18 protein-coding genes and 3 pseudogenes are annotated in these 19,254 nt (G+C 61.2%); 15 read left to right on the forward strand and 6 right to left on the reverse strand.

Features of this window, described 5'->3' with window-relative positions:
* The first annotated feature begins 10 nt into the window (after window positions 1-10).
* From J2W40_RS07865 to J2W40_RS07895, 7 genes are all read left to right on the forward strand, one after another.
* Complete coding sequence (locus J2W40_RS07865) at window positions 11-829, forward strand: ABC transporter permease (RefSeq protein WP_310223335.1); 819 nt, start codon at window positions 11-13, stop codon at window positions 827-829.
* Window positions 830-831: 2 nt separating this feature from the next.
* A complete protein-coding gene (locus tag J2W40_RS07870) occupies window positions 832-1,626 on the forward strand; it encodes an ABC transporter ATP-binding protein (protein ID WP_310223337.1) in 795 nt (264 codons plus the stop codon).
* The gene (locus J2W40_RS07875; RefSeq protein ID WP_310223339.1) at window positions 1,623-2,237 is read left to right on the forward strand and encodes a cysteine dioxygenase family protein; all 615 of its coding nucleotides are present in this window, start codon (window positions 1,623-1,625) and stop codon (window positions 2,235-2,237) included. The genes J2W40_RS07870 and J2W40_RS07875 overlap by 4 nt, the downstream gene beginning before the upstream one ends.
* The gene (locus J2W40_RS07880; RefSeq protein ID WP_310223340.1) at window positions 2,234-3,496 is read left to right on the forward strand and encodes a rhodanese-like domain-containing protein; all 1,263 of its coding nucleotides are present in this window, start codon (window positions 2,234-2,236) and stop codon (window positions 3,494-3,496) included. Before J2W40_RS07875 ends, J2W40_RS07880 begins: the two co-directional genes overlap by 4 nt.
* Before the next feature lie 19 nt (window positions 3,497-3,515).
* Entirely contained in the window at window positions 3,516-4,604 is a 1,089-nt protein-coding gene (locus J2W40_RS07885) for an LLM class flavin-dependent oxidoreductase (protein WP_310223342.1), read from the forward strand.
* 1 nt (window position 4,605) lies between these two features.
* Complete coding sequence (locus J2W40_RS07890; RefSeq protein ID WP_310223344.1) at window positions 4,606-5,565, forward strand: ABC transporter substrate-binding protein; 960 nt, start codon at window positions 4,606-4,608, stop codon at window positions 5,563-5,565.
* A 187-nt stretch (window positions 5,566-5,752) separates the two neighbouring features.
* Window positions 5,753-8,275 carry a TonB-dependent receptor plug domain-containing protein gene (locus J2W40_RS07895; RefSeq protein ID WP_310223542.1) on the forward strand — a complete coding sequence of 841 codons (2,523 nt, stop codon included), beginning with the start codon at window positions 5,753-5,755 and terminating at the stop codon, window positions 8,273-8,275.
* Here J2W40_RS07895 and J2W40_RS07900 read toward each other — a convergent pair.
* Window positions 8,265-8,546 carry a hypothetical protein gene (locus tag J2W40_RS07900; RefSeq protein WP_310223346.1) on the reverse strand — a complete coding sequence of 94 codons (282 nt, stop codon included), beginning with the start codon at window positions 8,544-8,546 and terminating at the stop codon, window positions 8,265-8,267. The two genes, J2W40_RS07895 and J2W40_RS07900, sit on opposite strands and share 11 nt — an antisense overlap.
* Here J2W40_RS07900 and J2W40_RS07905 point away from each other — a divergent pair.
* The 7 genes from J2W40_RS07905 (at window position 8,517) to J2W40_RS07935 (ending at window position 13,567) form a co-directional block, all read left to right on the forward strand.
* Window positions 8,517-9,215 (forward strand): ABC transporter substrate-binding protein, encoded by a 699-nt coding sequence (locus tag J2W40_RS07905; protein ID WP_310223348.1) that lies wholly within the window; start codon window positions 8,517-8,519, stop codon window positions 9,213-9,215. The two genes, J2W40_RS07900 and J2W40_RS07905, sit on opposite strands and share 30 nt — an antisense overlap.
* An 83-nt stretch (window positions 9,216-9,298) precedes the next feature.
* On the forward strand, window positions 9,299-10,090 hold the full coding sequence (locus J2W40_RS07910; protein ID WP_310223350.1) for a class II aldolase/adducin family protein: 792 nt from the start codon (window positions 9,299-9,301) through the stop codon (window positions 10,088-10,090).
* Between the two features lie 14 nt (window positions 10,091-10,104).
* Window positions 10,105-11,454 (forward strand): LLM class flavin-dependent oxidoreductase, encoded by a 1,350-nt coding sequence (locus tag J2W40_RS07915; protein WP_310223352.1) that lies wholly within the window; start codon window positions 10,105-10,107, stop codon window positions 11,452-11,454.
* A gap of 104 nt (window positions 11,455-11,558) precedes the next feature.
* The gene (locus tag J2W40_RS07920) at window positions 11,559-12,281 is read left to right on the forward strand and encodes a peroxiredoxin-like family protein (protein WP_310223354.1); all 723 of its coding nucleotides are present in this window, start codon (window positions 11,559-11,561) and stop codon (window positions 12,279-12,281) included.
* Window positions 12,282-12,454: 173 nt separating this feature from the next.
* A complete protein-coding gene (locus tag J2W40_RS07925; protein WP_310223356.1) occupies window positions 12,455-12,637 on the forward strand; it encodes a YezD family protein in 183 nt (60 codons plus the stop codon).
* A gap of 26 nt (window positions 12,638-12,663) precedes the next feature.
* Window positions 12,664-12,831 (forward strand): hypothetical protein, encoded by a 168-nt coding sequence (locus J2W40_RS07930; protein WP_310223358.1) that lies wholly within the window; start codon window positions 12,664-12,666, stop codon window positions 12,829-12,831.
* A 22-nt stretch (window positions 12,832-12,853) separates the two neighbouring features.
* Window positions 12,854-13,567, forward strand: a complete 714-nt coding sequence (locus J2W40_RS07935; protein WP_310223359.1) for a glutamine amidotransferase — start codon at window positions 12,854-12,856, stop codon at window positions 13,565-13,567.
* A gap of 170 nt (window positions 13,568-13,737) precedes the next feature.
* On the opposite strand, the pseudogene J2W40_RS07940 reads toward J2W40_RS07935, so the two are convergent.
* Window positions 13,738-14,301: pseudogene (locus tag J2W40_RS07940) on the reverse strand (chromate transporter); the annotation flags it as partial.
* Window positions 14,302-14,542: 241 nt separating this feature from the next.
* Here J2W40_RS07940 and J2W40_RS07945 point away from each other — a divergent pair.
* Window positions 14,543-14,821, forward strand: a complete 279-nt coding sequence (locus J2W40_RS07945) for a helix-turn-helix domain-containing transcriptional regulator (RefSeq protein ID WP_310223361.1) — start codon at window positions 14,543-14,545, stop codon at window positions 14,819-14,821.
* Window positions 14,822-15,459: 638 nt separating this feature from the next.
* Here the strand turns inward: J2W40_RS07945 and J2W40_RS20645 are convergent.
* The 4 genes and pseudogenes from J2W40_RS20645 to J2W40_RS07960 form a co-directional block, all read right to left on the reverse strand.
* Window positions 15,460-15,714 (reverse strand): annotated as a pseudogene (locus tag J2W40_RS20645) (hypothetical protein); the annotation flags it as partial.
* Window positions 15,715-16,311, reverse strand: a pseudogene (locus J2W40_RS07950) (type IV secretory system conjugative DNA transfer family protein); the annotation flags it as partial. It lies immediately after the preceding pseudogene.
* A 79-nt stretch (window positions 16,312-16,390) separates the two neighbouring features.
* The gene (locus tag J2W40_RS07955; RefSeq protein WP_310223364.1) at window positions 16,391-18,451 is read right to left on the reverse strand and encodes a TonB-dependent receptor plug domain-containing protein; all 2,061 of its coding nucleotides are present in this window, start codon (window positions 18,449-18,451) and stop codon (window positions 16,391-16,393) included.
* Window positions 18,448-19,251: an energy transducer TonB gene (locus tag J2W40_RS07960; RefSeq protein ID WP_310223366.1), complete on the reverse strand. Its 804-nt coding sequence runs from the start codon at window positions 19,249-19,251 to the stop codon at window positions 18,448-18,450. Before J2W40_RS07960 ends, J2W40_RS07955 begins: the two co-directional genes overlap by 4 nt.
* Between the last annotated feature and the right edge of the window lie 3 nt (window positions 19,252-19,254).

A 19,254-nucleotide genomic window follows, 5' to 3' on the forward strand; every position in this document is an offset into this window, starting at 1 on the left:
GGGCGAGACTATGACGGCTGCGACGATAGGAAACAGAGGATCGGCATATACTTCCCGGCGCACATTCTCGCTTTCGAGATTTGGCGGCCGCTGGCTGTCGCCTGTCCTTCTCTTGCTCCTGTGGGAACTGGGATCGCGCAGCGGCCTGATCCCGGAACGGACGCTTGCCGCGCCTTCGGCAGTACTCGGTACGCTACTGGAAATGGTGGTGTCGGGCGAACTCCCATCCAACCTTTTGGTATCCTTTGTCCGTGTCGCAGCCGGGCTTCTGATCGGTGTCAGCCTGGGCTTGGGGCTAGGCCTCATCGCGGGGCTTTCACGCGCTGGCGAACTCGCCGTCGATCCCCTCATGCAGATCAAACGGACTATCCCAGCGCTCGCCCTTACTCCGCTCTTCATCGTGTGGTTCGGCATTGGCGAAACCCCCAAGATTGCCCTGATCGCCTTCGGCACCGTTTTCCCTGTCTATCTCAACCTCTACAGCGGTATCCGCGGAGCCGATCTGCGCCTGCTTGACGCGGCCAAAAGCTTCGGTCTCAGCCGTTGGGAACAAGTCTGGCACGTCATCCTGCCCTCCGCGCTGCCTTCGCTGCTCGTGGGACTGCGCTACGCGCTGTCCGTATCCATTCTGGTGCTGGTCGTAGCCGAACAGATAAACGCCTCGGCAGGGCTTGGATATCTCATCAATAACGCCCGCGATTTCATGCGGACCGACATCATTGTCGTCTGCCTCATGGTCTATGCCATTCTCGGCCTTGGTGCCGATTGGCTGGTCCGTTCGATCGAAGCCCGCGCCCTGATCTGGCGCCCCAGTATAGTGGAGCAATAAGCATGGACGCTCGCCTAGGATTTTCCGCGCTGCAGAGTGCTGCCATTCCCGACTCTCCCCACCCCGAGCCGGTGGTGCGGCTCCGCAATTTCATACGGCGCTTTGGCGCCAACACAATCATCGACGGGCTCGACCTGGATATCGCACCGGGTGAGTTCATCGCCCTGCTCGGTCGCTCCGGCTCTGGCAAGACCACGCTGCTGCGCACGCTGGCTGGCCTGGACGAAATAGGCGGGCAGGATGTCGAGGTTCCTGCCAGCCGCGCCGTCGTCTTCCAGGACGCACGGTTGTTACCCTGGAAGCCGGTCTGGAAGAACGTCGCGCTCGGCCTCAAGGGCGCGCAGCCACGCGAACGCAGCGAGGCAGCGCTCAAGGAAGTCGGTCTCGGCCATCGTCTTAACGCCTGGCCACTCACCCTCTCCGGGGGCGAGGCGCAGCGCGTGGCGCTGGCCCGCGCGCTGGTGCGCGAACCCAAATTGCTGCTTCTCGACGAACCCTTCGCCGCACTCGACGCGCTGACCCGCTACCGGATGCACGATCTCGTCCTCTCACTCTGGCGCAAGCATCGCCCCGCCGTGCTGCTCGTTACCCATGACGTCGAGGAAGCGATCGCGCTCGCCGACCGGGTGCTGGTCCTCGATTCCGGCCGTATCGTCGCGCAGGAACGCATCACCGCCCCGCGCGGCGAGCGCGCCAGCTTCGCGCAGCGCCTTCGGGAAAAGCTGCTGTCGCATCTGGGTGGTGACGATCATGACGATGCTGTCGTCCCATTCCCGATCGCTGAGGCAGCGGAATGAACGCGGTCACGGCGATCGACCGTCCCGTCCAAATGGACCGGCTGCGTGGCTTCGTCACGGCTTTTGCCGATCTGCTGGCCGCCACGCGTGACGAAGGCGCGATCCTGCAAAGCGGTGCCGCGCTGCTTACCCGGCTGATCGCAAAAGACGATTGGCTGCCCGATGCCTTCGCTCGCCCGAACCCCGATCGTTACCAGCAATATCTGCTCCACTGCGACAGTCGGGAACGTTTCAGCGTCGTCAGCTTCGTCTGGGGGCCGGGTCAGTCCACTCCGATCCATGACCATAGTGTCTGGGGTCTGGTCGGCGTGCTGCGCGGTGTCGAGAAGGTCGAGCGCTTTCGTCGACTGCCGACCGGCGGTCTGATCAACCAGGGCGAAGACTATCTGCGCGAGGGTGAGGTCGACGCCGTCTCCCCCCGCATCGGCGACATTCACCGTGTCACCAACGGTCGCGCCGACGCGCCGTCCATCTCCATCCATGTCTATGGCGCCAATATCGGTGCCGTCGAGCGCGCCACCTACGCCCTCGACGGCACGCCCAAAAGCTTCATTTCGGGTTACGCCAACAGCGTGATCCCCAATCTCTGGGACAGATCGAAAAGCACATGACCACTGATACACTTGACCGCACCGCGACCTCGACCCCGCAGGACATCCGCCGCGCCCTGCTGATCGGCAGCGAAATCGCGCTGATCGACGTGCGCGAGGAACATGACTTCGCCCAGGGTCATCCGCTGTTCGCCGCGCAGATCCCGCTCCGCCGCATTGACGAGGAGGCGCGCTGGCGCATCCCCCGTCTGGCGACGCCGATCGTGGTATATGACAATGGCGAAGGCCTTGCACGTAAGGCCGCCGTCCGCCTCGAAGCATTGGGCTATACCGACGTGCGCGAACTGGACGGCGGCCTGTCGGGCTGGCGCGAGGCGGGCTATGAACTGTTCGAGGACGTCAACAGCTACTCCAAGGCCTTTGGCGAACTGGTTGAACATCGCCGCCACACCCCTAGCCTGCCCGCTGAAGAAGTGCAGGCGCTGATCCGGGAAAAGGCGGACATCGCCATCCTCGACGCCCGTCGCTACGACGAATATAACACCATGAGCATCCCCACCGGCACCAGCGTGCCTGGCGCGGAACTGGTGCTGCGCGCGCGGAGCATCGCGCCCGATCCCGACACGACGATCATCGTCAACTGCGCGGGCCGCACGCGCTCGATCATCGGCACACAGTCTTTGGTCAATGCCGGTCTGCCTAACAAGATCTACGCGCTGCGTAACGGAACGATCGGCTGGACGCTGGCGGGGCAGGAGCTGGAAACCGGCCAGACACGCGTCGCCCCCGACATCGACCATCAGTCTGCCGAGGAAGCCCGCGTCCATGCCCGCGACGTCGCCTATCGCGCCGGGGTGAAGCGCATCGGCTGGGACGAGCTGGAACAGCTCAAGGCCGATACCAGCCGTACGCTCTATCTCTATGACGTGCGCCAGCCGCGCGAATATGAAAGCGGCCATCTCCCCGGCTTCCGCAACGCGCAGGGCGGCCAGCTAGTGCAGGAAACCGATCACAACGCGCCAGTGCGCGGCGCGCGTATCGTCGTCACCGACGATGTCGGCCCACGCGCGGACATGACCGCGTCCTGGCTTGCGCAGTTGGGCTGGGACGTATCGATCCTCGACGTCGATTGGTCCGCCGTCGCGCTGGAAACCGGCCCTGATGGTGCCCCCACGCCACGCACGCGCGAAGGCCGGTACAAGCGACCTTATGAAGGCACCGACAATCAGGCCGAAAAAATGCAGGCCTATCTCGATTGGGAATATGGCCTCGTCGCCCAGCTGGGGCGCGACGGAACCCACGGCTTCTACGTCATCTGAATTTTTGCAGGAGGCTCCCATGAGCGTCAAGTTTATCGGCTATATCGGTTTCAACAACGGATCGGAAACGCAGGCTGCGGTGCGCAGCCGCGCGCTCGACAAGGTGTATGTCGAGGCAGCGGCAAGGGCACAGGAAGAGGGCGGGTTCGACCGCGTTCTCATCCCCTTCGGCTCCAACAGCCCGGAAAGCCAGATCGTAGCCGCCCACGCCGCCGCCATCACGACACGGCTCGGATTCCTTGTCGCCCATCGCCCCGGTTTCACCCAGCCGACCGTCGCCGCGCGCCAGCTTGCGACCCTTGACCAGCTGTCGGGCGGTCGGGTTGCGGTTCACATCATCACCGGCGGCGCCGACGATGAAATGGCGCGTGACGGCGACACCAACAGCGTCAAGGCGGAGCGCTATGCCCGCACCGACGAATATCTCACGATCTTGCGGCAGGAATGGACCGCCGCCCAGCCCTTCGATCATCAGGGGCGCTTTTACGCTGTGCGCGGCGCGTTCAGCGCGATCAAGCCTGACAACCTGCCGGTATTCTTTGGCGGGTCGTCGGAGGAAGCCATCGAGGTGTCGGGCCGCCATGCCGATGTCTATGCTTTGTGGGGTGAGACGCTTGAGGCCGTGCAGGACACGGTGCGACAGGTGCGCCGCGCCGCGGCGCGCCATGGTCGAGACCCGGGCTTTTCCCTGTCACTGCGCCCCGTGATTGCGGACACAGAAGAAGCCGCCTGGAAGCGCGCGGCCGAGATAGAGGAACAGGTGCGGGAAAACCGCCTGGCCGCCGGCTTGCCGATCTCTGGCCATCGCCCGCCCAATGCCGGGTCGTTGCGCCTGCTCGATACGGCCAGCAGCAACCGGCGCGATACCCGGCTGTGGACCGGCGTAGCCGCGCTAACCGGTGCTGCGGGTAACAGCACCGGCCTTGTCGGTACGCCTGAACAGGTCGCCGACGCCATGCTCGACTATTATGACATCGGTATCGACCACTTCCTGATCCGCGGGTTCGATCCGTTGGGCGATTCCATCCTTTACGGTCGCGAACTGCTGCCGCTCGTGCGCGCAAAAGTCGCCGTGCGCGACAAGGCCCGGCTGGCGCTAGCGAGCTGACATGGAGAAAAAGACAGTCGCCATCCTGTCGGCGACCCTGGTCGCGGCGGCAGGCATAGCGTTTGCCGCCGCGACTTTTAACCGGTCCAGCGAACCGGTTTTACGGGTCGCCAACCAGAAAGGGCAGGTCAAGTCCATGATGATCGCCTCAGGTGCGCTGGAAGGCGCGCCCTACACGGTCGAATGGTCGGAATTTCCTGCAGCCCAACCGCTCCTTGAGGCAGTCGGCAGCGGAGCGGCAGACCTGGGACTGGCGGCCGATGCCCCTTTCATCTTCGCCTATCAAAGTGGCAGTCCGGTCAAGGCGATTGCCGTGCAGGCTCCTGTCAATCAGGCGGCCGATGCGCTGGCGGTGCTTGTCAAGAAAGGGTCGCCCGTCCGCTCGGTGCGGGATCTGGCGGGCAAATCCGTCGCCACGACGCGCGGATCTATCGGTCATCATTTGCTGCTCCAGGCGCTCGAACGCGCCAACATCCCGGTCGATCAGGTTCGCGTCACCTTTCTGCCACCGGGCGACGCCAAGGCTGCATTCGACAGCGGGGCGATCGACGCCTGGTCGACTTGGACGCCCTATACCAATGTCGCGATCAAGGAAGGCGCACGCGCGGTCGTTGACGCGAAGGATTATGGCCTGCCGCTCTATATCGACATCGCATATGCTGGTGCGATCACACCCAAGCGCGCGCAGCTGGCCGATTTTCTGAAGCGGGAAGCCAAGGCCGTTGCCTGGGCGCGCGCCCACCCGGACGCTTCCGCGCAGGTTCTGGCGAAAGAAACCGGCCTGCCGCTCGACATCGCCCGTGCAAGTTTTGACCGCAACAACCGACTGTCGCGCCCGATCGACGCCAGCATCATTGCCCATGAACAGACCATCACTCGCCGTTTCCAGAAAGCTGGCCTCACCGAGGGTCAGCGCGATGTGAAGCAGGCGTTTGACAGCAGTTTTGGAACAGATAGGTGAAACTAAAACTGTTGCATCGCAAAGATAATGTGAAAATTAGTTTTAATCATAGATTAAAATCTAAATTCATTATTCCAACGCAACAATTGAAATTAGATCGCCCCATCTAAATTGGGGATGGTAAATCATGAAAAATTTTGGGCCTTATTTGACATCATCGGCTATCGCTGCGGTTCTCTTGGCCAGTGTGCCAGCAGCGGCGCAAGGCGACGTGTCGGCGCAGCCGGATGCCGCAACCGCCGCCGACGCAGGAACCATCATCGTCACAGGCGTGCGTGGCGCGCCGCGAACCGTCGCGGAAAGCCCGGCACCGATCGATGTCGTCAGCGCAGACAAGCTTCAGGCCACAGGGTCTGCCGAGTTTGGCGAGGCGCTGTCCAAGCTGCTGCCGTCGCTTAATTTCGGCGCAACCCACGCGGGCGTCTTCTCGATTGGTCGGCCTGTTACCAATCGCGGCCTTGCGCCCGCCTATACATTGGTGCTCGTCAACGGGAAGCGCCGCCATAACGGCGCTTTCCTCAACAACAGCACGGCTGATACATCAGGCGCCAACCCTGTCGATATCGATCTTATCCCAACAGCGTCGATCGACCGGATCGAAGTGCTCAAGGACAGCGCGGCCGCCCAATATGGCACTGACGCCATTGCTGGCGTCATCAACATTCAACTATCCGAAAAAGAGGGGCTGAGCAGCGACTTCACTTACGGCACCCTCTATGAGGCCAATGGCGAGCCCGACAGTTGGAAGGGCACGATCCGATATGGCACGAAGATCGGCGATGACGGTTTCCTGACGCTCAGCGGTGAGATCCGCAAGCGCGGCGGCGCATGGTGGAACCTGCCTGCTACCGATACCAATCTCTATGGCCTGCCTGCCGGACGCACCATCGATCAGGTCGTCGCGACGAGCGGTCTGACCCGCGATCAGGTGGTAGCGAATGTCGCCGCCGCGAACGCGCGTAACACCCAATGGGATCGCGATGGCGCGCATAATGGCGATCCGCAGATCAAGGCATTCAACCTCTCCTATAACGCGCAACTGCCCGTCACCGACAATGTCACGCTCTATAGCTTTGGCACCTATGGCGAACGGGACGCCCAGGTCGGCAATAATTTCCGCCGTCCTAACAGCACCGCGAATTTCACCGCCCAGTTCCCCGACGGCTATTATCCGCTCAACAATATCGACGAAAATGACGTGCAGATCGTTGCAGGCCTGCGCGGCGAATTGGTGGGGTGGGATTATGACCTGTCCTCCTCTTTCGGGCGTAACTACAGCCATCAATTTTCAAAATTGTCGGTGCGCCCCTCCCTTGGTCCCACAGGCCCGACCGAGTGGCCAAACCTTGCCAATTTCGAGTTTCGCCAATGGACGCATAATGTCGACCTAACCCGGGAGTTCGAGATCGGTCTGGCGCGCCCTCTTCAGGTCTCGGTCGGCGGCGAATATCGCCTGGACCGTTTCCGTACCTTTGCGGGCGATCCGCTCGCCTACGAACCGGCAACCTACACGTTCAAGCCGGGTGATCAGCAATATGACTGGAACGTGGGACGTATTGCGTCGCCTGTCGTCCAGGGCGCGATCGTCCTCTCGCCGGCGGACGAAGCGGACATCAGCCGCAAGGTCTATGCAGGCTATGTCGACCTGGGCATCTACCCTTTCGACGCCTGGTATATCGGCGCTGCCCTGCGGGCGGAACATTATAGCGACGGATCGGGCAGCCCTGTCGGCCTCAAACTCAACAGCCGCTATGAATTCAGCCCCGCTCTCGCCATTCGTGGTACGGTCGGTACGGGCTTCCGCGCCCCCTCTTTGACCCAGATCGGCTATGCCCAGACGGACGGGCGCACCTCCTCCTTCTTCAATTCGGCGACCGGGCAAACCGAATTGCGGCCTACCGTTGCCAAACTGGTGACGGCGGATTCAACCGTCGGTCAGCTCCTGGGTGCCAAGCCGCTCAAGGCGGAAAAGACCTGGAACGCTGGTCTGGGTGTCGTATTCACGCCTCTGCCCTCGCTCTCGATCACGCTCGATGGCTATTATATCCGCATCAACGACCGCATCGAACGCACCGGTCGCCTGTTTGGCACGGGCATTTCCGCAATCCTGGCCGCCAACGGCCTGTCGGATATCGAGCAGGCCGAATATTTCATCAACGCGGCCGACACCACGACCAAGGGCTTCGATTTCGTCGCCGACTATTCCACTGGCCTTGGCGATTTGGGCAAGCTCGGCGTCACGCTGGCATTCAACTATTCCCGGACCAAGGTAACCGACGTCGTCGCGACCCCGTCGCAACTATTTGCCGCCAATGGTTCGTCCCTGCTGGGCGCGGGATCGGTATTTTTCGGCGGCGACAAGATCGGCGAACTGGAAGTCCTCCAACCGCATACCAAGCTGGTGAGCACGCTGAACTGGTCGAAAGGCATCTTTGGACTCAGCCTGACCAACACGCGCTACGGCAAATATACCCAGCGCACGGCGGCAGGGGATGACCGCTATTTCGGCGCCAAGATCATCACCGACGCAACCATCAGCGCAAAGGTGACCGCCTTTGCGACGCTGTCGGTCGGGGCCACCAACCTTTTCGATGTTCGGCCGGAAACCAACGGGCCGGGCAATCCCCAGACGGGACAGGGCTATTATGGCCCGTCTCCCTTCAACCCTGCAGGCGGATATTATTATGGGCGCATCGCGCTTAACTTCTGATCGCAGAACGGTGCTTGCGGGCCTTGCCGCGCTTGGCCTCGCCGCATGTGGTGGGGATGGGAAAGGCGGGCGGACCAAACTCGTCCTGGGCGATCAGGTCCACCTCCTCCAGTCCAAAGCGGAAGCAGCCGGGGTTCTCGATAATCTCTCCTATGATATCGAGTGGGCGAATTTCGTCGGTGCCGCCCCCCTGCTGGAAGCCCTGAACGCAGGCGCGGTTGATACTGCGCCTGCGGGCGATATGCCGGTGGTGCTGGCGGCTGCGGCTCATGCGCCGCTCAAGATTATTGCCGCAAGCCAGTTTTCTACACGCAGCATCGCCCTATTGGCTTCAAAAGGATCTTCGATCCGGAAGGTCGCGGATCTGTCCGGGCACCGGGTTATCATATCCAGTGCACGGGGCAGCATATCGCATTATCTTCTGCTCGAAGCGCTCAAGGAAGCGAGGGTCGATCGGCGCAAGGTCGAGATGGGTTTCATGCTCCCTAACGACGCCGCAGCAGCTTTTGCCGCAGGTCAAATAGAAGCATGGGCAACTTTTGGCACCTACCAGATCGCCGCTGAACTGGCCGGTGCCAGGCTGCTGCGCGATGGAGAGGGGATCAACAGTCCTTATGCCCTCATCGCTGCATCGCAAAAAAGCCTGGACGATCCCGCGAAACGCTCTGCCTTGCGTGACCTTATCGCCCGGCTGAAAAAGGCAGCTTCATGGTCGCAGGCAAATCCTGACGCCTATGCAGCGATTTTCCAAAGGCAGACCAAAGTCGATGTCGAAGTGGCCCGCATCATGGCGGAACGCCAAAACGGTTTGTTGGTGGCACCCGATGCAGCGGTCGTTGTACCGCTGCAGCGCATCGTCGATCGTTTCTACGCCGATGGCGAATTGCCTGCCCATGTCGATGTCGCGTCGATCGTGGATGCCGGGATTTTCCCCGGATGAGCATTCGCCCCATTCACTTCAGTTTTCCTCATTGGGCGCTGCCCTGCCGCCCGCCTACAATTGCCTGCAAAGGAGTCTGACCCATGGCCACTATCCTCAAAGACGACCGTTTTCGGGAAAACCCCATCAGCGACGCGGAATGGAAGGTGCGCTTCAATCTCGCTGCCTTCTATCGCCTCTCTGCGCTCTATGGCTGGGACGATTTCATCTACACCCATATTTCCGCGCGGGTGCCAGGCCCGGACCATCATTTCCTGATCAATCCCTTTGGCCTGATGTTCGATGAAATCACCGCATCCAGCCTGGTCAAGGTTGACCTCGACGGCAATGTCATCGGGACAAGCGACTATGGCATCAACTATGCTGGCTATGTTATCCACTCGGCGATCCATGGCGCACGCGACGATGCCCATTATATCGCCCATTTCCACAGCGCCGATGGCATGGCCGTCTCCGCCCATGCGGAGGGACTGCTGCCACTGAACCAGCGGGCGCTGGCGCTTATTCCGCGTCTCTCCTATCATGATTATGAAGGCGTGGCGCTCAATCTTGACGAGCGGGAGCGGCTGGTCGCCGATCTTGGCGATACCAAGGTCATGCTGCTCCGCAACCATGGTACGCTGGCGCTGGGCGCGACACCGGGCGAAGCCTTCAGCGGCATCTATCATCTGGAAGAAGCCTGTAAGGCGCAGGTCCGCACGCTCAGCATCGGTCGCGAGAATGTACTGATCGCGCCGGAAGAAGCACAGGCAGAGGTTCGTCGGCAGATCGGGCGCGAACGTGCACCGGTCGAAGGCGAGCGTTCTCATTATGATCTGGTCTGGGAAGCCGCGCTGCGCAAAGCGCAGCGGCAGGCTCCCGGCTTCGACGCCTGAACGGGATTGCCATCATGACCAAACGTCAACTCAAACTCGGTCTTGTACCCACTGGCGTAGGCGGCCCCGGCGACAGCAATCGCTGGCTGGACACCGACATACCGCTTGATGCCAGTGTCAATATCGACTGGTATATCGACGTGGTGCGCCAGGCGGAGGCGGCCAAGTTCGACCTGGTGTTCATCGTCGACAGCCAGTTCATCACACCCGATTCTCCGCCCCATTATCTCAACCGGCTTGAGCCATTGACGCTTCTTTCGGCGCTCGCCGTGGCGACCAGCAAGATCGGTCTGGTTGGCACGCTCACCACCTCCTATAATGATCCGTTCAACCTTGCGCGTCGCTTCGCCTCGCTCGACCTTATCAGCAAGGGTCGTGCAGGGTGGAATGTCGTGACCAGCGGCGATGCCGGGACAGCGGGCAATTTCAGCCAGCCCGAGCATTTCGACTATGACACGCGCTATAGCCGGGCCGTCGAGTTTCTGGACGTAGCGCGGGGCCTGTGGTCATCGTGGGAGGATGGTGCGCTGGTACGTGATCGCGCGACCGGCCAGTTCCTCGATCCTGATAAACTGCACCGGCTGGATCATCGGGGCACATTCTTCCAGGTCGCAGGGCCGCTCAACATCCAGCGGTCACCCCAGGGCGAGCCGGTCATATTCCAGGCGGGTGACAGCGATCAGGGACGCGATCTTGGCGCGACCATCGCAGACGCCATCTTCACCCACGCAGCGACGATCGAACAGGGACAGGCCTTCTATGCGGACCTGAAAGGCCGGGCTGTGCGCCGGGGCCGCGATCCCGACCAGATCGTCATCCTTCCCGGCTTTTCGGTCATAGTCGGCGACACGGATGACGAGGCGCGGGACATTGAACGCCACTACCGGTCGCTCGACCAGAGTTTCAATCAGGCGCTTGCCGAATTTGGTCGCCCGTTTGGCTGGCACGACTTCCGCAGCTACGATCCCGACGCACCCTTTCCGGTTGAGTCGCTCGAACATGCCAAGAGCAGCTTCTACACGCAGGCGAAGAAGATCACGGATCTCGCTATCGCAGAAGGGCTGACGCTTCGCCAGACGGTCGAGCGTTTGCGCGCCGGGCGCAGCAGTCCTTTTGTCGGGTCGGCACGGACAGTCGCTGATGAGATACAGCGCTGGTTCGAAGGGCGGGCGCTTGATGGCCTGAATGTTCATCTGGGGCACCCGAGCCAGTTTGCCCGCTTCGTCCGTGAGGTCGTTCCTATCCTTCAGGATCGCAACCTGTTCAGGCGCGATTACGAGGCGGATACGTTACGTGGACATCTGGGCCTTGCTGTGCCATCCGGTATCGCAGCAAACGGCTCGGGACGCCGTGACGCAGCCTGACCCGCTCCATCTATAAAAATTTGTCGTTCTTCTTCCCGCAACTCTCATTGGCCTGCTCACCCCTCCATCGCCAATAATCAGGGCGTTGCGGGAAGGAGATCAATATGGCGACGATCCTCAAGGACACACTCGAAACGCGGTTCGCTGCGTTGCAGGCTGAGCGGGCGCGCAGCTGGCCGGCCGCACAACTGGAGGGGAATGCGCGGCAGCGGCAAGTCCTGCGCGACCGGTTCGACCCTGCCTCTTTGGCGCAGGTCGGTGACATCCTCCCGCCCCTTGCCTTCGAAGGGGTCGATGGAGAAACCCTCGACATCGACGCGTTGACTGTCAATGGCTCCGCATTGTTCATCTTCTTCCGCTTTGCCGGCTGCCCGGCCTGCAACATTGCTTTGCCCTATTATGCTGAGGCGCTTGTCCCTGCATTGCGCGACAGAGATATTCCCCTGGTTGCTCTTAGCCCGCAGACGCCAGAACGGCTTACCGACATCAAGAAGCGGCACAACTTGCCCTTCGCTGTCGCGACAGACAAAGACAACCGCCTCGCCCGACAGATCGGCATCGCGTTTCGGCCCGACGACCGCCCATCACCGCCGCCTGCCGGCTGGATCGGCGAAGTGACGGGCACGGGCAGCTGGGAATTGCCGCAGCCTGCCGTGCTGCTGGTCGGACCCGGTCGAGTCGTGCAATGGCTTCATGTCAGTCCAGACTGGCTGGACCGGCCAGAAGCTGAGGAAATCATTGCGCTGATCGATGCGTTCCGTACCGGGCTTCCTCGCCGATACGGCGCGGCACATGGCACGCCACCTGGACACTTGCGCGGACATTGAGGCTGCTCATGCCGTGACGCCTGCTCTTTACGCCATGCGGCAAGGCTCTTGATCATGCGATGCAAAACGCTCTCGTGGAAGGATGAAGAAGGCCTTTATCCGAACATAGCATAAATTTGATGTCTACTATTTTGGTTGAGTTTATGGGGAGGTGTCTGAACAGGGGAGTAGCTATGGCGAGCGACAATGAGCAACCGGCGCTGGATCTGGAACGGGCGCGCCTCCTTGATCACGCCTTGACGACCACGCGTGACGCTCTGACGCGCTTGCGTTACGGGGCGATCACATTGACCGTCCATGACGGAATATTGGTCCAGATGGATGTAACCGAGCGATTGCGCTTCAAAGAACGCTGAGTGCGTACACGCTAGGATATTGATCCATGCAATTGCCAATTTGCCCGTTCCTTATTGCCGATATGGCAGGTCCATCCCAAACCGAGAGTCAAAAGAAGGCTCAATGGCGATATTTTCAGGAATCGTCTCATGGCTCGGCCGATGATGAAGATCATACACTGGAAATTTTTGGCTTACTGAACGGGCCTTCATGATGTTGAAAAGGCGAAGGGCCTGATGAGGCAGAAAACCGCTCTGATAATCCGGCATGTTCCCTATGAAGGCGTAGCTGCCTTTCGTGGTCCGATCGAAGCTGCGGGCTACAGCGTTGATCGGATAGATGTTACTGATCCAGGCTTTCCCTCGATCGATCTGTGCGCCCATGATCTTTTGATCATGATGGGTGGCCCGATGGGGGTTTATGAGCAGGATCGTTATCCATGGATAGCCTGCCAACTGCGCCGCCTGGCTGCGCGACTCAACGCGGAAATGCCGACATTGGGCGTTTGCTTTGGCGCGCAGATGATTGCTGCAGCGCTTGGTGCCAGGGTCTATCCGGGGCCCGTCAAGGAGGTCGGCTTCCACCCGGTGCAGATCCATGACAACGCCAGTGATGGACCATTGCGACACCTTGTTGATGTCCCTGTACTCCATTGGCATGGCGACACCTTCGATTTGCCGAAGGGCGCAGAGCTTCTGGCATCCAGCCATGTCTATGACCATCAGGCCTTTCGCCGTGGTTCGAATCTTCTTGCCCTGCAGTTTCATGCCGAAATGGGTTTGGATGAACGCTTCAATGCATGGATTGAGGAGTGGCCGGAATCGGTTATTGAAGCTGGTGGTACCGAAAGCGACCTGCGCGCTTCCCATGAAAAATTCGGCCCAACGGCCGTGGCCGCAGGGCAGGCAATGATTGGCGAGTGGCTCGCTGGTCTAGCTAATCCGGACTGACTGACAGGCAGCCACGGTCTTGGAAGCGTCATCAAGGCGTAGGCGACCTGCAGTACAGGTGCGCGATTATACCATGCCGTCCGCGTGGGCGCGTTCGAAAACATCGCGCTGCAATGTCGCAGGCCAAACGCCATTGATCCCGACATTCCAATCGGTGCGGCAGCACGCGTTCACAGAGCAAGCTTGTAGACGGCACCAAGCGCAGCGCAGCCACCCAATACCGTCAATACACCAAGTCTGAACCGGAAAATGGCGATGGCAGCAGCGAGCGCCAGCACGACGGCCACCAGGTTCACCGACCGCAATATGGGCACATCGAACGTGCCGGTCCAGGAACGGACCAGCATCGTTTGACCGAACAAGGTGTGGATGGCGAACCAGATGGCGAGGTTGAAGATCACGCCGACGACCGCAGCCGTGATCGCGGTCAGGGCGGCGGACAGTGCCGTGTTGCCGCGCAGCCGTTCGATGAATGGCGCTCCGGCAAATATCCACAAGAAGCATGGCACGAACGTGATCCAGGTGGTGAGGATCGCACCGAGCGTCGCCGCCAGCAAAGGCGGCAGGGTGCCCGAGTCGCGAAAGGCTGCAAGGAAACCGACGAACTGGGTCACCATGATCAGTGGTCCTGGGGTCGTCTCCGCCATGCCCAGGCCGTCGAGCATTTCACCTGGCTGCAGCCATCCAAAAGTCCCGACAGCCTCCTGCGCCACATAGGCAAGCACGGCATAGGCGGCAGCCTCGGAGAATATCGGATCGACTGGGGACCGGGCTATCGACTCTATCTCGCCAAGGAAGGGCATGAGCTTATCATCCTGTTCGTAGGTGGGACGAAAAAACGGCAGCAGTCCGATATCGATCAGGCTGCGGTGCTGCTGAATGAATACAAGGTCCGCAAGGCGACCGAAAGAAAAGGCAGAATGTAACGAGATGGCGCTGACCCGAGATTTCAAGGAAACGGTGAAGGAACGCGCCATGCGCGACCCCGCCTTCTCCAAAGCCATGCTTGATGAGGCGGCGAACGCTTTCCTTAATGGCGAACCGCATGTCGCGCGGCTCATCCTGCGTGATCTGGTCAACGCCTCGGTTGGCTTTGAGGCGCTGGCAGAGGAGACCAAGCATCCGAGCAAAAGCCTGCATCGGATGCTGTCGGAAAAAGGCAATCCTAGCATGGATAATTTGGCGGCAATTTTCGGGGCTGTTCGCAAGCGACTTGGCGTGGCATTCGAAGCGCATGCCGTAGAGGTTGCTTGAACCGCCCCAAGGTTTGCCGTAGGCCATTTGGCTTAAGCGAGCGGCGATGGTACGTTGCCCAGTATGGCATCGTAGCTCTGTTTGGCTTCGGCAGCCGCATAAAGCACTGTTCCGCAGTCATCGGCGGAAAACCTATCGAAAAACATGATTTGCGAGAAATAGTTGCGGCAACTCGCGACCAGTTCCGGTTGGTCACTACATCTCCGGTAAACGTCCTCAGGCATCCCCTCATTTCTGAGATGACGTAGGGCGGGAAAGATGCTTCAGCATTTCCGTATCGAACGGAGCGCAGGATCGCATGGCGCATTGGACCGCCAACTTGACCAATTCGACAAACATGCAAGCGCGAAGAAAGGGAATGCGGGTATCGATATCTTTGTCGCCCAGCGGGCCCCATCTGTGGGGCTTGAGAATTTCACCTCGTTTTGAGGTGCGGGACAGAGAGGAAAATCCTCCGCGCGGCGACGATGCAGAAGAATCGTCGCACGGCAGGCCCATCTATCGACCATATGCTCGTGACGGCGATGTCTACTATTATCGCGCGCGCGATTGGTGGCAGGACGGGGAGTATCCGACCGCCGCAACGGTGATGATGACCACGACTGAAGCTGTCCCGGCGGCCGTAGCGCGCGAGGTGGTGCCCGATCTGCATAGAGCAGCGGCGGACATTCTGTTCGGGTGACTTTGGCCAGATGCTCATTGCGTGCCGGCCCTGCCCAAACGCTCGACAAGGGCATCAGATGGGCAAGGTTCAACGTATAGACCAGCGGCTGCCGGACATTGGCATAGACATGGCCGGGGCATAGACATGGCAGCGACCCCAGCCAGGCTTCCACCGCATACACCCTCTCGCGAATGCAGGTGAAGCCGAGGCCATTGACGAAGCGCTCGACGATGCCATGGCCTGCCATGAAGGCGAGCGCGGTCTCGAAGAAGTCGAGCCGACCGAGCGCCGGAAATTCATCCAGCATCATCAGGAGCTGATGCTTGCGGCTCTTATGCGGATCGGCCTCCAGACGTTCGGTCAGACGGTGCCCGATCTGGTTGAGGACGAGACGGACCAGCGGCTTGGTCCGCGAAATTTCGGACGGCGGAATGACCAGATAGAGTGAGACCGGATGGGCCGCATCGACAAGATCGCTGATGCGCCAGTCGCAGGCCGTCGTATTGCACGCCACGATCGGATCCCGGTGCAACCCAAGGAACGACATCGCGGTTGAAAGGACGCCGCTGCGTTCGTTTTCCGACTTGTTAAGCACCTCGCGAGCTGCGCTGGCAACCATCGGGTGGACCTGCGGCTGTTCCTTCGTCCCCAGATGGTTCGTCGCCATCATCCGTCGCAGCGTATGCGCGAACGAACGCTGGGGATCGGACAGGAAGGTCGCTACCCGGGCAAGGGTCTTTTCTTCCTCGGCATAGAGCACATGGAGGATCGCGCCGACGAGCAGCGAGTGCAACGTCTTTTCCCAATGGCTATGACACGCCAGCGCGTTCATGCTTTCTCTTCAAGCGCAATTTTTTAGCGGTCCTGAACATCGGGCTCACGATCTGTATTTGCAAGTTTCTCCCTCACAGGGCCCGCGATAAGGTAAGCGAGACTGTTGCTCCTTGGGTCTGCTTGCGCGTTTCCTTCCCGGAATAATCGCCGGCTCGGTTGGGAACGAAGAAACTCCGCAAGCGATCGCTGTTGTCTCCCGTGATCGCGCTGGCCCGCAAGGTCGTCTTGAACCCCGGCACAGCCGTCGTCTCTACGAACACGTCCCACACGGGTCTTTCCCGCCAGAACAGGCGCTCGCTTGTATAGAAAATCTCGGCCTTTTGTGCGGACTCGTAGCTGAAACCCCATGACGACCGCAGACGAGGCAGATCATGACGAAACTCGGCCTCGAAACTGGCCGAGGGCAGATCGTCCATCGCCCGGACCTCGCCTGTCAGGGGATCGCTAAAGCGGGAATCGCAAAGCGTACCTGAAACCGTGATCCGTGCGCCCTTGAGCAGGCTGTGCAATGGAAGGGTTGCGTTGCCGGTGAGGCCCCATTGCCGTGCGTCGCCGATGGTGCCGAGCGCCTCATCGCCCGTGTCGAGCACGAGATAGCCGAGCAAGCCCTTGTGCCATTGATGGTAGGCCTCGAGCGCCAGCGCCGCGCCCATGCCCCAGCGATGGTCCAGGCGCAGAAAGGCCCGCGTGACCTGTGCTGGGCGCAGCCCGGAATTGCCGCCCATGGGCCGCCCGTCGGTCTGATCGACCGAAGCGGCGAAATCCGCGAAATCGAGTTGATCGATTGTGCGTCGCATCGCGAGGCGAAGCTGCGTGCTGTCCCGTGGCGACCAGACCAGCGCGGCGGACGGCTTGAAGTAGGACAGGCTCTGCGCATGATCGCTGTCGCCATCCACCCTGAGGCGGGACAGTTCGAACGCGCCGCCGACTTCCAGATCGAGGCGCGACGTCAATCTCACCGCAACATTCGCGAAGGCCTCGCCGCGCTGTTCAGAGACGCGCGTATTCGCGTTGCTTAACACGACCGGCATCATGCTCTGTCCGGTGTCCTCGGCGTAATCCAGGTCGCTGGTCAGGCGGTTATATACCAGTTCAAGGCCGAGTTCCGGGCGAATGGCATAATCGCCCTGACGCGCCAGTGTGACGCGCCCGATCAGTTCCAGCGGCTTTTGCCGCAGGTCCGAAACACCGCGATAGTCCGGCTCCTGATAATCCTCGTCGACCCCGCTCGTCGCCATCTGGCCGAGACCGACGAGCTTCAGCATCCAGCCTGCACCCAGTCCACGCGTCCAGTCGAGCCCAAGCTCGCCACTGCTGCTCTCCTCGCGATACGCGATGAAGCGGTTGGCATAGGTCGCACCCGCTATCTCTCCGCCATAGAGGCCTACATCGGTCGCGGAACTATATACATCGTGATTGAGCCGCAGGTTCACCGTCAGTGTGCCGCCGCCCAGCGGACGGGAAGCAGACGCTGCCGCCCCATATTCCGGTGCCTTGCCCAGCGACTCCTGAAGCCGCCCCAGCGTCAAGGCGCCCGCTGCATCAAGATTATGGAACCGCGCGGTGGAGGGATAGCGCGCCTCACCCGCCATCAGCTCAACACTGGCCTGCCACGCGCCGATTGCCTTGGCATAGCTGGCCTTGGCCGTTGGTGAGAGACCGCCATCGGCCGCGCGCTCCAGCGTCAACGTCGCCGTCCCGGCGCCACGTGCATCGGTTTTGAGGATGACATTGGCGACCAGCGTCTGCCCCTGCGCTTCGGCTGCATCCGATCCACGCAACAGCACGATGCGTTCCACCTGAGCGGAAGGAATGCGCCGCAGCACCTCGCTGATACCGCCTGCCTTCACGCTAGGACGCTGCCCATCGATCAGCACATTGCCCGCCGCCCCGCCAAAGCCGCGCACGCCACTGCCATCGGAGATGGAGAAACCGGGCGTGCGTTCCAGCATCTCAAGAGCGGTCTGGGGCTGGAACGGGGTATAGAATTCCGCCGGATAGGCTGGATCGGACCCGGCGGCCGCCACAGGCCGAGGCAGGCCTTCACCCTTGAGGTCGGGCTGATCCGGGCGTTCTTCCATCGCCCCCGCCAGAGCGGCGAGGCTGGCAAGCAGCACTGCAAAGGCGCTCATCGCATGAAGAACTCGACCGGGACGACCAGTTCAACGGTGTCGCCCGCCACCTCCTTGGGTGGCTTTGGCAGCGGGGCCGCGCGCTTGGGCAAAGCGAGCGCTTCATTGTCGAGCGCGCGGACACCGGACGACCGCTCGAGGCGAACCGAGAGCACCTCGCCGTTCCGGTTCATCACGAAACGGATATAGGGCACGCCCTGCTGGCGCCGGAAAGAGGCTTCGCGCGGGTAGCGCTTCACCTTGTTCAGCGCGCCGAGCACGAGCACTTCCCAGGTCGGCTGGCCGCTGGACATCTGCGGTGCGGGCGGCGCGGGCTGCGTCTCGGGCGCCGTCGTTTCCTTTGCAGGCGGTGCCGGATCGGGAACTGGCTTCCAGACCGGAACCGGCAGGGGATTGGTGCTCGGCACGCGAATTTCCGGCGGCTCGATCTGTGGCGGCACAGTGTCAGGCATGTCTTGATCCTTCTCCACCTCTTCCGGCCCAGGCGGGATCTCCCGCGCAGGCTCTGGTGGGGCAGCAGGAGGCGCGACGTCGAACACGCTCAATGTCGCGGGCTTCTGAACGGCCTGATAGGTCGTCCAGGTGAACAGGGCGCCGCCGGCGATGAGTAAGGTGATCCCGCCGGTACCGCCCATGCCGAACAGACGCGTTTTGAGGCTCATCGGTTGATCCGAATAGCGCGTCGCTGGCTTCCATGGCTCAATGGTGGCGGCTGGCGAGAAGCCGGGCTCGGTTATCTGCCCGGCCGCGCTAGCGCTGTCTTGCGTAACCGTTTCTTCATCGTCCGCAATATCGAACATGAT

This window comes from Sphingobium xenophagum (genome assembly GCF_031457465.1).
GTDB classification, from domain to species: Bacteria; Pseudomonadota; Alphaproteobacteria; order Sphingomonadales; family Sphingomonadaceae; genus Sphingobium; species Sphingobium xenophagum_A.

Coding starts and splice junctions, on each gene's coding strand:
- J2W40_RS07865 (WP_310223335.1), top strand. CDS start 11: ATGACGGCTGCGACGATAGGAAACAGAGGATCGGCATATACTTCCCGG.
- J2W40_RS07870 (WP_310223337.1), top strand. CDS start 832: ATGGACGCTCGCCTAGGATTTTCCGCGCTGCAGAGTGCTGCCATTCCC.
- J2W40_RS07875 (WP_310223339.1), top strand. CDS start 1,623: ATGAACGCGGTCACGGCGATCGACCGTCCCGTCCAAATGGACCGGCTG.
- J2W40_RS07880 (WP_310223340.1), top strand. CDS start 2,234: ATGACCACTGATACACTTGACCGCACCGCGACCTCGACCCCGCAGGAC.
- J2W40_RS07885 (WP_310223342.1), top strand. CDS start 3,516: ATGAGCGTCAAGTTTATCGGCTATATCGGTTTCAACAACGGATCGGAA.
- J2W40_RS07890 (WP_310223344.1), top strand. CDS start 4,606: ATGGAGAAAAAGACAGTCGCCATCCTGTCGGCGACCCTGGTCGCGGCG.
- J2W40_RS07905 (WP_310223348.1), top strand. CDS start 8,517: ATGCCGGTGGTGCTGGCGGCTGCGGCTCATGCGCCGCTCAAGATTATT.
- J2W40_RS07900 (WP_310223346.1), bottom strand. CDS start 8,546: ATGAGCCGCAGCCGCCAGCACCACCGGCATATCGCCCGCAGGCGCAGT.
- J2W40_RS07910 (WP_310223350.1), top strand. CDS start 9,299: ATGGCCACTATCCTCAAAGACGACCGTTTTCGGGAAAACCCCATCAGC.
- J2W40_RS07915 (WP_310223352.1), top strand. CDS start 10,105: ATGACCAAACGTCAACTCAAACTCGGTCTTGTACCCACTGGCGTAGGC.
- J2W40_RS07920 (WP_310223354.1), top strand. CDS start 11,559: ATGGCGACGATCCTCAAGGACACACTCGAAACGCGGTTCGCTGCGTTG.
- J2W40_RS07925 (WP_310223356.1), top strand. CDS start 12,455: ATGGCGAGCGACAATGAGCAACCGGCGCTGGATCTGGAACGGGCGCGC.
- J2W40_RS07930 (WP_310223358.1), top strand. CDS start 12,664: ATGCAATTGCCAATTTGCCCGTTCCTTATTGCCGATATGGCAGGTCCA.
- J2W40_RS07935 (WP_310223359.1), top strand. CDS start 12,854: ATGAGGCAGAAAACCGCTCTGATAATCCGGCATGTTCCCTATGAAGGC.
- J2W40_RS07945 (WP_310223361.1), top strand. CDS start 14,543: ATGCGCGACCCCGCCTTCTCCAAAGCCATGCTTGATGAGGCGGCGAAC.
- J2W40_RS07955 (WP_310223364.1), bottom strand. CDS start 18,451: ATGAGCGCCTTTGCAGTGCTGCTTGCCAGCCTCGCCGCTCTGGCGGGG.
- J2W40_RS07960 (WP_310223366.1), bottom strand. CDS start 19,251: ATGTTCGATATTGCGGACGATGAAGAAACGGTTACGCAAGACAGCGCT.